Genomic DNA, 11329 nt, shown 5'->3' with positions numbered 1-11329 from the left:
GTGAAGATGTGCGCTGCGCGGTACCGATACGGGGAGAAGGATGAAGAAACGGAAACTGGCGGTTCGTCTCGCCGCACCCTGCGCGCTCGCAGTCGCCGCCGTCGTCATCCCCTCGGCCGGCGGCGGCACCGCACGGGCGGGAGCGATCTGCGAGGTGGTGCACGACAACGCGCCTCGCTACGCGGCTGACAACACCGACAGCAAGGTCGTCGGCACCATGCGGGCCGGCGAGAAGGTCGCCGCCGCAGGCCCGTCCCGCCTCTGGCACGTCTCCCGCGCCGACACCGGCCAACCGCTGGGCCACATGCTCCAGACGGATCTCAACTGCGGCGGCTGAGGACCGGCGGAACCCCGGGGGTGCGGACGACCGGGCGCCCCGGGGGCCAAAACACCAGGCGACGGCGGCGAGTTGAGCGGTGCCGCTGCGGGGGGTGAGCAGCGGGATGCCGGTCCCCTCCGCGGCGAGCGGGCCGACGGCGGCGGCCGTCGAAGCCTGCGCGAGCACCAGTACGTCGCACCAGCACGTCGCGCCCGGCGGCGAGCCGCCGGGCCTGCGTGGTGGCACTCATGGGCGCGTTGCCTTTCCTCGTCCGGGTCGGGGACCGGATCGGGGTGGGGTGGGGGGCAAGGGCTGGGACGGGGACGGTGGTCGGGTGCGGGTCGGGGGCTGCAGGGCGCAGTGCCCCGGGGGCACGCGTTCGCCTGCGGGTCTGCCTCCCCTCAGGTCTCTGCGGCTTGCTGTTCGTGCCGCTCCTCCGGCTGTGCGTGCGGCAGCCCGGGCTGCCCGGGACCTGCGTTCCGCCGCGTGACCCGGGGCAGGAACCGGTCCCGGTAGGCGTCGCGGTGAGCCGCCGCCGCCTGGCCGTCGGCCCGTACGGCGGTGGCCGCGGGACGGATGGAGGCCGGGTCGGTGCCGATGGCGGCGCCGCCCCAGGCTGCCGCTCCCAGGGCCGGCGCCTCCGGTTCGGTGCAGATCCGGGTGGTCCACGGGGTGACGGCGGCCTTCAGTGCCGTCCAGGTGGGCTGGCGTGTGGAACCGCCGAGGAGTGTGACGGCGTGCGGCTGAGCCCCGGTCAACTCGGCCTGTACGTCGGCCATCCAGCGGGCCTGGTACGCGGCCCCCTCCAGCAGGGCGAGCGCGAGGTCGGCGGGGCCGTGGCGGGCGGCCATGCCGTGCACGGCGAGGCGTGCGGCCGGATCGGGGTGCGGCGCGCTGCGGCCCTGGAGGTAGGGCTCGACGGTGATGCCGCTGGGCAGAGCCGGCCCGTGACCGTTCACGCGGTGGCCGCAGCGTTCGACGAGGCGGGCGAACTCCGCGTAGCGGGCGGCCGGTCCGGCGCTCGCTGCCGGCTCCGTCTCCGCTCCGGTCCCGTGAAGGAAGCGGTCGCAGAACCACTCGACGAGCGCGCCCGAACTCGCCATTCCCGCAAGGGTGATCCAGTGTTCGCCGTCCGCGTGCCGCCCCCACGACATGCCTTCGGCCGCCGCGGCGGCCCGGTCCGGAGGTTCGGCGGAGACGGTGAGCACCGCTTCGGCGGTACCCATGGAGTCGGCGGCCAGACCCGCGCGGCGTGCGCCCGCGACCCACGCGCCGACGAGGTGGTCGTGCCCGGCGACGACGACGTGCGTGCCGGCGCGCAGTCCCAGGCGGCGTGCGGCGGCCCTGGTGACGGGGCCGACGGGGCGGCCCGGAGGATGGACGTGCGGCATGTGTGCGGGGGTGAGTCCGGCCTCGTCGAGGAGTTCCGGGCTCCACCGGCCCAGTGCGGCGCCGTCGGTTCCCGGCTCCCAGGCCATGCTGCGCTGGGCGAACGTCGCGTCGGTGCCGACGCGTCCGGTCAGTGCGCGCGCCACGAGGTCGGCGGCGCCCGCCCACTGCCGCATGCGGTTCAGCACTTCCGGGTGGTGTTCGCGCAGCCAGCACCAGCGGGCAAGGGGGACCTTGGCGCTGGGCAGCACTCCGGTGCGTGCGTGCAGTTCCGCTGCGCCGCATCTGCGGCGCAGCGTCTCGGCGTGCGGGGCGGGCGCGGGGTCGTTCCACGCGAGGACGGGGCCGAGAGGTGCCCCGTGCCGGTCGAGCGGTACGCCGGTCTCGGCCATGCCGGTCAGTCCGACGGTGTGGGGCGCGCGGCCCGCGGCTCGTACGCAGTCGGTGAGCGCGTCGAGTGCGGTTCCGATCAACTCGTCGGCGTCGTGGGAGCGTTGATCGGGGTTGCGGGGTGTGGCACGGTGCGCGCGCGCCAGCACGGTGCCGTCGGGGGTGCAGATCAATGCCTTGCAGTGGGTGCTGCCGATGTCGATGCCGGCGAGGAGCGGTGTGCCGGCGCCGGGGTGGGGGGCGGTTCCGTTGCGGGGCCTCGATTGGCTTGTCATGTCACCTCCTCCCGGTCCATACCCGTCGCCGGTCCGCTCTCCACGGGTCAGGGCGAGAGCGTGCCGGTGCGTGCGACGCGCGCGTACCAGTGGCCGCTGTCCTTGACGGTGCGGCGCTGCGTATTCCGGTCGAGGTGGACGAGTCCGGGGCGCGGCCGGTGGCCCATGGCCCATTCGAAGTTGTCGACGAGAGACCAGTGGTAGTAGCCCTCGACGGGAGCACCGGCCTCCAACGCGCGGTGCACGGCGGCGAGATGGGAGCGGAGGAAGCCGATGCGCCGCTCGTCGTGCACGGCACCGTCGGCGCCCGCGTCCACCGCCCAAGACGCCGCCGTTCTCGGTGATCATCAGCCGGACCCCGGCGACGAGTGAGCCGTCCCGGTCCCGGACGGCGGCGTGCAGCACACCGTGCGCTCCGGCCGCCGCCTCCAGCGTCACCTCGGCACGTATCCGGCCCTCGGCACCCGCCGCGCCCGCCTCGTCGACGCACCGCGTCCACCGCCGCGGACACCAGCCGCAGCGGCCCGCACGTCTCCAGGGTGACGGGACGCCGGATGCCCTGGTAGGAACGACGCCGTCCCGCTCGGCGCAGCGTCAACGAGCAGCCGGGCTCCAGTCCGGGCGGCGGCCGCTCAGAGCGACGGCGCGGTCCAGGAGGGGCGCATGGCGGGGCACCTCGACGACCGGCCCGAAGATCGTTCCCCGCATCTCCTGGGACTCCGCCTGCGAGAGCATGCCGATCGACGCCTTCAGACTCTCCGGGTCGCCGTGGTAGTCCTGCCCCGTGGCACGCGCCAGGTCCCAGCCGTGCAGGAGCACTTCGTTGAGTGCGACCACTCCGGCGAGGGCGCCGGGCAGGGTGACGCCGCCGGCCTGGGTCTCCCCCTCCCAGGCGGACTCGCTGCGCCAGGCGGCGGCGAGTCCGTCGAGGGAGGCGGGCAGCCGGCTGCGCCAGTCCTCCGGCAGCGGCGGCAGGCCGTCGCCGGGGTCCTGGCCGGTCGCCTCGCCGAGCTTCTTCGCCGCGGCGTCGGTGAAGGCCACGCTCAGCCCTAGCAGGTGGCTCAGCAGGTCCGCCACGGAGTAGTCCTCGCACGGAGTGGGCGCCGCGAGCCGGTCGTCGCCGACTCCGTCGAGCAGTGCCTTCACCTCGCGCGTCTGCGGTCCCAGATCGAGCATCGTCGTCACCTGCGCACCTCTTCCTCCGGGCCGTCGGGCCCCGGTCCCGCCCCGGGACGCGGAGCCCCGGGTGTCCGTGGGGGCCGGCGGTTCATCCGCCGGCCGAAGTCATGACCGGGCGGCGCCGGGGAACTCATCGCCGGTGGAACAAACCGGACGAGGACCGGCGTTGTGGTGGCACACACGGCGGCTGACATCGGCAGAACGGGAGACTCCATGAGCGGCGTGCTCGGCTTCAATCCCCTCTCCTTCGGGGCGGAGCCCTCGGGCGAGCGGCTGGCCCGCATCGAGCGGTCGCCGAACTACGACAGGCAGGCCGGTGCGTTCCGCAACCCCATGCCCGCGGGACGGACGCCCAGAGCCGTGCGCAGCCGGCGTGAGATGCTGCGGGCCCTCTTCAGCCGCGAGGGACGCAGACCCACCGGCCCCGTCCCGCTCTCCCGTCCCGACCTGACCTCGCCGCCCGCCTCCGGGCTGCGGCTGACGTGGCTCGGGCACGCCACGGTGCTCGCGGAGATCGACGGAAGGCGTGTGCTGTTCGACCCGGTGTGGGGCGAACGCTGCTCGCCGTTCCCGTTCATCGGGCCGAAGCGGGTGCACCCGGCTCCCGTGCCGCTTGCCGCGCTGGGCCGGCTCGACGCCGTCGTCGTCTCGCACGACCACTACGACCATCTCGACCTGCCCACCATCCGCCGGCTCATCGCGAGCGGCGTGCCGTTCGCCGTGCCCCTCGGCGTCGGCGCGCACCTGGAGCGGTGGGGCGTGCCGCCGGAGCGGTTCACCGAGCTGGACTGGGAGGAGTCCACGGAGATCGCCGGGCTGCGGCTGACGGCCACCCCCGCCCGTCACTTCTGCGGCCGGGGCCTGCGCAACCAGCAGCGCACCCTGTGGGCGTCCTGGAGTGTGACGGGCCCCGGGCACCGGATCTTCCACAGCGGCGACACGGGTTATTTCCCCGGCTTCGCCGCGATCGGCGAGCAGCACGGGCCGTTCGACGCGACGATGATCCAGATCGGCGCGTACAGCGAGTTCTGGCCCGACATCCACATGACGCCCGAGGAAGGGCTGCGCGCCCATCTCGATCTCACCGGCGACGCGGGGGCGTTGCTGCCGATCCACTGGGGCACGTTCAACCTCGCCCCGCACCCCTGGGCGGAGCCCGGCGAGCGGCTGCTGGCCGCCGCGGAGCGGGCCGGTGTGCGGGCGGCGCTGCCGGTGCCGGGCGCCGGCTTCGAACCGTCCGCGCCCGTGCTGCCGACCGCCGCCTGGTGGCGGGGCGTCGCGGGCGAGCGGCGCACCGCGGCGTCGGGGCCGATGGGGGCGCAGCTCGGGCGGTCCTGAGGGGCCGTGCCGCCCGCTCGTCGCGCCGTGGCGTCTCAGAGTTCGTCGAGGAGGCCGAGCAGGAAGGCGCGGGTCCGGCGTGCCGGTGCCGCGTCGGTCACCAGGCGGTCGATGACGTGGCGGTAGTGGTCGACCTCGTTCGGCTCCGCCGGGTAGGTGGCGCCGATGAGCTGTTCCAGGTAGATGACGTCGGGCAGCTCGCGCTCCGGGAGCCGCAGCAGCGTCACGGGTCCGCCTGCGGCCGCGTGCCCGCCGGCTGCGAACGGCATGATGTGGACGGTGACGTGCGGGAGTTCGCATGCGGCGATGAGGTGTTCCAGCTGACCGCGCATCGTCTCGGTGCCGCCGACGCCGCGGCGCAGCGCGGCTTCGTCGAGGACGGCCCACAGATGCGGGGGCCGGGTGCTGTGGAGGATGCGCTGGCGCAGCATGCGCAGTTCGACGCGGCGCGCGATCTGCGGCTCGGGGGCGCCCTGGTGCCCGAGTTCGATGACGGCGCGTGCGTACTCGGGTGTCTGGAGCAGGCCGGGGACGAACTGGACCTCGTAGGTGCGGATGACGCCCGCCGCCTGTTCCAGTCCGAGGAAGGTCTGGAACCAGTCGGGCACGACGTCCCGGTAGGCGTGCCACCAGCCCGGGGAGTTCGTCTGCGCCGCCAGGGCCCGCAGGGTGGCGTGTTCCGTCTCGTCGGTGATTCCGTAGATGGTGAGCAGGTCGGTCACGTCCCGCTCCTGGAAACCGCAGCGGCCACGCTCCAGTTGGGCGATGCTCACGTCTGAGGCCTTGATGGCCTCCCCGGCCTCCTTGCGGGAGATGTACTGGGCCTCCCGCAGTTTCCGCAGCCGCTCCCCCAGCACCAGCCGGGGCACGGCCGGCCCCGGTGGCCGGTCCGGGATGCGGCGGTCGGGCACGCCGCCCTGAATCTCAGTGATGCGCATGCCTCAGCTCCCCGGGCTGTGGACGCATGGGTCTCGCCATGGCGAGCATGTGTCCGCTCTGGTCTCCTCCTCGCGCTGCGCGAGGGGTACGTTTCCACGGCACTGTCCGTCCTCATTCCCGCACATGCCCCTGTCCAGTCCCCGCCACGAAGTCACCCGCAGCGGGACTGTTGCGCAAGTTGCACGAGGGAAGGAATGTACGTGGTGTGGCGTGGATCGGCCAATCCCGAAGGCCGAAAATATTCCCTCAGGGGAGGCACTCCCCGCAACCAGCCGATTCCGGTCACGCGCAGGCGTGTTGACGCCCCCGCGCGGCCGGAACCCGACGACAACGGCCCTCGACCCTGGAGCCCCGCGTGCCCACTCCCGCGTCCGGCAGCCCCGCAACCAACTGGGCGGGCAACACCGTCTTCACCGCCCGCCGGGTCCGTCGCCCGCAGTCCGTGGAGGAGTTGCAGCACCTCGTCGCCTCCTCCCGGCGCGTGCGGGCACTGGGCAGCGGCCACTCCTTCAACCGCGTCGCGGACACCTCCGGCGACCTCGTGCGGCTCGACGGCCTGCCGCCCGCCGTCGAGATCGACGAGGCGTCCTCGACCGTCACCGTCGGCGCCGGAATGCGGTACGGGGAAGTCGCCGGCATCCTGCACGAGGCCGGTCACGCCCTCGCCAACCTCGCCTCGCTGCCGCACATTTCGGTCGCGGGTTGCTGCGCGACCGCGACCCACGGCTCGGGCGACTCGGAGAAATGCCTTGCGGCGGCGGTGACATCAATCGAGATCGTCGGCCCGGACGGTGAACTGTCGCTGCTGAGCCGGCAGGACGAACCGCGGCGCTTCCCCGGCGCGGTCGTCGCTCTGGGCGCGCTGGGCATCGTCACCCGGCTGACGCTCCGCGTGGAGCCGTCCTTCGAGGTCTCCCAGCACATCTACACGGGCGTGCCTCTCGCCGAGCTGGCCGCGCGATTCGACGAGATCTTCGGATGCGCCTACAGCGTCAGCGCGTTCACCGACTACCGCAGCGGTCGCGCGCGGGTGTGGGTCAAGCGCCGCACGACGGAACGCGACGGTGGCGTGCGGCCCCCGGGCTGGGAGGGTCGGACCCCGGCGGACGCCGCACACCACCCGATCCCCGGGATCCCCGCGACGCACTGCACCGAGCAACTGGGCGTGCCGGGCCCCTGGTTCGAGCGGCTGCCGCACTTCCGGCCCGACTTCACGCCCAGCAACGGCGAAGAGCTCCAGTCGGAGCTGCTGCTGCCCCGCGCCGCCGCGCAGGAGGCGCTGGCCGCGCTGCGCGCGCTCGGGGACCGGGTCGCCCCGGTGCTGCAGATCTCCGAGATGCGCACGGTGGCCGCGGACGACCTGTGGCTGAGCCCTGCATGGGAGCGTGACTGCGTCGCCTTCCACTTCACCTGGGTCAAGGACACGGAGGCGGTGCTGCCGGTGGTCGCGGCCGTCGAGGAGAAGCTGCTGCCGCTCGGGGCCCGGCCGCACTGGGGCAAGCTGACCGCCATGGAGCCGGAGCGGATCGCGGCGTTGTACGAACGGGCCGGCGACTTCCGGCGGCTGGTGCTGGAGCGGGATCCGGAGCGCGTCTTCGCGAACGACTTCGTGGACAGGGTCTTCGCACTGGGCTGACGCCGGGCTGACGCCGGGCTGAGGGGTGGCCGCGGCTGCCCGTCGACCGGTACTGCGGGCGGGCCCCGTGCAGCAGCGACCATGAACCGGCGGAAGCGGGGGCAACCGGAGGGTGTCCGTGCGTCCAGCGGTTGTCCGAAGGGACGGTCATATGTCATCCGTGCAGCGTTCAGGCGATGCCCGCAGGAGTCCGTCGTGGTGGGTCATGCTCTTCATGGCGTTGGTCCTTCTTCTCCTGCTCCTGCTGCTCGCGGGAGTGCTGAACCTCCTGCCGAAGGCGACGAATCCGTTCGGGACCGAGACCAAGGACCGCACCGGGCCCGTGCTGCTCAAGTCCATTCAGGACATGAGCCGTTACGAGGCGGCGTCCGGCAGCTTCCAGGTCGTCGTCGATCTGGACAAGGACGCGAAGTTCCTGCCGGACGCGGTGCGCGGCAACCGCACCCTCTTCGTCGGCAAGGGCGAGGTCGGCGCCTTCGTCGACCTGGGGGACGTCGGCGAGGACCAGGTGAAGGTCAGCCGCGACCGTACGGAAGCCACGGTGAAGCTCCCCCACGCCCGCCTGGAGAAGCCCGCGCTGGACGCCGAGCGTTCCTACGCGGTGACGAAGCAGCGCGGTCTGCTCGACAGGCTCGCCGACGTCTTCTCCGACAACCCGAACGACGAGCGCGAGGTGCACAAGCTCGCCGTGCGCCACATCGGTCAGGCCGCCAAGAAGAGCGACCTCACCGACCGGGCCGAGAAGAACACCCGGAACATGCTGCGGGAACTGCTGGTCTCGCTGGGCTACGAGAAGGTCTCGGTCCAGTTCACGGACGACCGCGGGAAGCGCGGCCGCTGACGGTGAACCGGTGCCACCAGTGGGGCCGCCGCGGATGCACCGCGCGTCCGAGGCGGCGCCCGATGATCAGGTAACCGATCACGGCACCGCTGCTGTTGAGGATGACGTCGTCGATGTCGAAGGCGCGGCCCTGGATGAGGGCTCCCTGCACCAGCTCCACCGCCAGCATGACCACGGCCGTCGCGAGCATCACGCGCAGGAGGCCGCGGGTGCGGGGCACCAGGGCCGGCAGGAGCGCACCGAAGGGCATGCCGAGCACGATGTTCCCGCCGAGCTGCTTGAGGGTGTCGCGCAGAGCGGGCTGCGTGAGGTAGTTGCGGATCGAGTCACCGGGACGCAGGTTGTTGTGCGTGAGCGACTCGGACGCGGCCGAAGGGCCCAGCGTCAGCTTCGAGAGCACGACCGCGAAGCCGACCATCGCCACGAACGCGACCGCCAGGATCAGCACGCGCCACGCCACGTGCAGCTGGTGCTGGGTGAGCGCATTCCCGCCGGCGGTCGCCTTGCGGGCGGGCGCCTTCCTGGGGGCGCTCTTCGAGGTCTTCTTCTTCGGACCTGCGGCCGACGACCGCTTCGACGTACTTTTCGGCTTCGTCGTGCTCTTCGGCTTCGTGGCGCTTTTCGATGTCTTCTTCGCTGTGCTTTTCGTTCCGCTCGCCGCCCTCCCAGGCGCCTTCCCGGACGTCTTCTTCGTCGCAGTGCCGCCGCCGTTCCCCTTCGCGGACGACTTCGCCTTTCTCCTCATCTCAGTCAGGAAATTCTCCATCTGCTTGCACCCCCGGAGGGCCTAGGTACTGTCTGGCCAGCAGTTACCCCCGGCAGGGCGAAGCATGCGCCGCCGCGTTCCGGCCGCGCGGCCCGCGCAATCAGGGCTTTCGCGCGACCCCTCCGTAGACGGGGAACTCCGCGTCGGTGATGTCCGGCTGGGACTCGCCGTCGTCGGGGCGCCACCGGTGGGCGACGACCACGCCCGGCTCGACGAGTTCGAGCCCTTCGAAGAAGCGGTTCACCTCGGAGCTGGAGCGGATCTGGCCCTCCGCGACGGACGACTGGTAGGCCTCGGCGACACGCGTGAGCAGATCCGGGTCGAAGTCCGCGGTGGCGTGCGAGACGACCAGGTGACTGCCGGACGGCAGTGCGTCCATCAGCTTGCGGACGATGTCGTACGCGCCCCGCTCGTCGGTGATGAAGTGCAGCAGTGCGATCAGCGACAGCGCGACGGGACGGCCGAGGTCGAGGGTCTCCCGCAGTCCGGGGGCCTCGAGGATGGCCTCGGGTTCGGTGAAGTCGGCATGCACATAGGCGGTGCGGCCCTCGGCGGTGCCGCTCAGCAGTCCCTGTGCGTACCGGAGCACGATCGGGTCGTTGTCGACGTAGACGACCCGGGTTTCGGGCGCCACCGCCTGGGCGACCTGATGGAGGTTGGGTTCGGTCGGTATTCCCGAGCCGATGTCGAGAAACTGCCGTATGCCCGCCTCCCGCGCGAGCCAGCGGGTGGCCCGGTGCATGAACTCGCGGTTGAGCCGGGCGCCGAGCAGCACCCCGGGCCACACGTCCACGACCCGGTCGCCGGCGGCGACGTCCGCCTCGTAGTGGCTCTTGCCGTTCAGCCAGTAGTCGTAGACGCGGGCCGGGTGCGGCCTGCTGGTGTCGATCTCGTCCTTCTCGGTCACTGCTCTCCCCTACGCGCGCGGTCGCCGGCGACACACCTTCTCATCGATGGCTCTCCCCGACAGCTATCGAACCGGCCGCAACTCGCGTCTCACGTCATCGCGTTCACACCTGTCAGACTCCGGCCGATGATCAGCTTCTGGACCTGGCTGGTGCCTTCGTAGAGCGTGAGAACCCGCGCGTCCCGCAGGTACTTGCCGACGGGGTACTCGTCTATGAAGCCGTAACCCCCGAAGGTCTGCAGGCAATTGTTGCTGACCCGCACGGCGGCCTCGCTCGCGTGGTATTTGGCGACGGACGCGTCCGTCGCGTACTCCTTCGGCGGCACGCCCGCGTCGGCCATCCTCGCCACCTGGTGCGTGAGCAGCCGGGACGCCCGTATGTCCACCTCGGAGTCCGCCAGCAGCTCCTGCACCAGCTGGAACGAGGCCACGCTCCTGCCGAACTGCTCGCGCTGCGCCGTATATCCGACGGCGGCGTCGAGTGCCGCCTGGGCCAGGCCGACGGCTCCGGCGGCCACCGAGATGCGGCCGCGGGAGAGCGCGCCGAGCGCGATGCCCAGGCCGCGGTCGACGGGCCCCAGACGCGCCGAGTCCGCGACCCGTACGCCCTCGAAGGAGAGCTCGGCCGTCGCCTGGCCGCGCAGCCCGAGCTTGCCGTGGATCTCCGTGGCGGTCAGACCGTCACTGGCCGTGGGCACGAGGAACGCGGTGACGCCTCTCTCGCTGGTGCGGGCGAAGGTCAGCGCGACGTCGGCGACGGTGCCGTTGGTGATGAACATCTTGCCGCCGTCGATGATCCAGTCGCCGCCGTCGGGCGTGGCCCGTGTGGTCAGCGATCCGGCGTCGGAACCGGTTCCCGGCTCGGTCAGCGCGAAGCAGCCCAGGGCCTCACCGCTGACCAGCCGCGGTATCCACTCCTCGCACTGGGCCTCGGTGCCGTGCGCGGCGATCGTCTTCGTCACCAGGCCGAGGGAGACCGAGACGATGCCCCTTACCGACGAGTCGCCGCGTCCCAGCTCCTCGGTCGCCAGGACGTAGGAGAGCACGTCGGCCTCGACGCCGCCGTAGCGCTCGGGAATCGTCAGTCCGAGGAAGCCGAGTTCGCCCAGGCGCTTGGGGACGGCCGGATCGACGCGCTCGGCGCGGTCCCATTCGCGGGCATGCGGTGCGATCTCGCGGTCGGCGAAGTCCGCCGCCATCGCCCTGATGTCACGCTGCGTCTCGGTGAGGCCGAAGTCCCGGCTCGTCATGGGGAGTTCCCTAAGAATGTCGGCCGGTCCGGGAGGACCGGGTGTGGCTGATGGGTTGTTGCCGCTGATGGCTCCAGGAGAATGGCCGCCCGGTCCTCCG

General features: G+C 72.1%; 12 protein-coding genes. 5 read left to right on the top strand and 7 right to left on the bottom strand.

Features of this window, described 5'->3' with window-relative positions; all coding sequences use genetic code 11:
• Positions 1 to 40 precede the first annotated feature (40 nt).
• Complete coding sequence (locus H180DRAFT_RS19845) at positions 41 to 337, top strand: hypothetical protein (RefSeq protein WP_055487451.1); 297 nt, start codon at positions 41 to 43, stop codon at positions 335 to 337.
• Positions 338 to 720: 383 nt separating this feature from the next.
• On the opposite strand, the gene H180DRAFT_RS19840 is transcribed toward H180DRAFT_RS19845, so the two are convergent.
• From H180DRAFT_RS19840 to H180DRAFT_RS19830, 3 genes are all read right to left on the bottom strand, one after another.
• Positions 721 to 2373 carry an FGGY-family carbohydrate kinase gene (locus H180DRAFT_RS19840; protein ID WP_055487450.1) on the bottom strand — a complete coding sequence of 551 codons (1653 nt, stop codon included), beginning with the start codon at positions 2371 to 2373 and terminating at the stop codon, positions 721 to 723.
• 47 nt (positions 2374 to 2420) lie between these two features.
• Positions 2421 to 2690 (bottom strand): family 1 glycosylhydrolase, encoded by a 270-nt coding sequence (locus H180DRAFT_RS19835; RefSeq protein WP_055487449.1) that lies wholly within the window; start codon positions 2688 to 2690, stop codon positions 2421 to 2423.
• Positions 2691 to 2967: 277 nt separating this feature from the next.
• Positions 2968 to 3549, bottom strand: coding sequence for a TIGR03086 family metal-binding protein (locus H180DRAFT_RS19830; RefSeq protein WP_055487558.1), 582 nt, complete (start codon positions 3547 to 3549; stop codon positions 2968 to 2970).
• A 216-nt stretch (positions 3550 to 3765) separates the two neighbouring features.
• Between H180DRAFT_RS19830 and H180DRAFT_RS19825 the strand changes: the two genes are divergently transcribed.
• Entirely contained in the window at positions 3766 to 4890 is a 1125-nt protein-coding gene (locus H180DRAFT_RS19825) for an MBL fold metallo-hydrolase (protein WP_055487557.1), read from the top strand.
• A 35-nt stretch (positions 4891 to 4925) separates the two neighbouring features.
• On the opposite strand, the gene H180DRAFT_RS19820 is transcribed toward H180DRAFT_RS19825, so the two are convergent.
• Positions 4926 to 5828: a helix-turn-helix domain-containing protein gene (locus H180DRAFT_RS19820; RefSeq protein ID WP_055487448.1), complete on the bottom strand. Its 903-nt coding sequence runs from the start codon at positions 5826 to 5828 to the stop codon at positions 4926 to 4928.
• Positions 5829 to 6184: 356 nt separating this feature from the next.
• Between H180DRAFT_RS19820 and H180DRAFT_RS19815 the strand changes: the two genes are divergently transcribed.
• Both H180DRAFT_RS19815 and H180DRAFT_RS19810 read left to right on the top strand, forming a co-directional pair.
• Positions 6185 to 7465 (top strand): FAD-binding protein, encoded by a 1281-nt coding sequence (locus tag H180DRAFT_RS19815; protein ID WP_055487447.1) that lies wholly within the window; start codon positions 6185 to 6187, stop codon positions 7463 to 7465.
• A gap of 205 nt (positions 7466 to 7670) precedes the next feature.
• The gene (locus H180DRAFT_RS19810; protein ID WP_254666099.1) at positions 7671 to 8306 is read left to right on the top strand and encodes a DUF4230 domain-containing protein; all 636 of its coding nucleotides are present in this window, start codon (positions 7671 to 7673) and stop codon (positions 8304 to 8306) included.
• Here H180DRAFT_RS19810 and H180DRAFT_RS30535 read toward each other — a convergent pair.
• Positions 8275 to 8772 carry a VanZ family protein gene (locus tag H180DRAFT_RS30535; protein WP_254666098.1) on the bottom strand — a complete coding sequence of 166 codons (498 nt, stop codon included), beginning with the start codon at positions 8770 to 8772 and terminating at the stop codon, positions 8275 to 8277. The genes H180DRAFT_RS19810 and H180DRAFT_RS30535 overlap by 32 nt on opposite strands.
• A gap of 10 nt (positions 8773 to 8782) precedes the next feature.
• Here H180DRAFT_RS30535 and H180DRAFT_RS30530 point away from each other — a divergent pair, with 10 nt between their 5' ends.
• Positions 8783 to 9097, top strand: coding sequence for a hypothetical protein (locus H180DRAFT_RS30530; protein WP_055487446.1), 315 nt, complete (start codon positions 8783 to 8785; stop codon positions 9095 to 9097).
• A gap of 75 nt (positions 9098 to 9172) precedes the next feature.
• Here the strand turns inward: H180DRAFT_RS30530 and H180DRAFT_RS19795 are convergent, their stop codons facing one another.
• Positions 9173 to 9979, bottom strand: a complete 807-nt coding sequence (locus tag H180DRAFT_RS19795) for an SAM-dependent methyltransferase (protein WP_055487445.1) — start codon at positions 9977 to 9979, stop codon at positions 9173 to 9175.
• A gap of 89 nt (positions 9980 to 10068) precedes the next feature.
• A complete protein-coding gene (locus H180DRAFT_RS19790; RefSeq protein ID WP_055487444.1) occupies positions 10069 to 11229 on the bottom strand; it encodes an acyl-CoA dehydrogenase family protein in 1161 nt (386 codons plus the stop codon).
• Positions 11230 to 11329 lie beyond the last annotated feature (100 nt).

Source organism: Streptomyces sp. WMMB 322 (assembly GCF_900090145.1).
In the GTDB taxonomy this organism is placed as follows: Bacteria; Actinomycetota; Actinomycetes; order Streptomycetales; family Streptomycetaceae; genus Streptomyces.
This window is presented reverse-complemented; position numbering and strand designations above follow the sequence as displayed.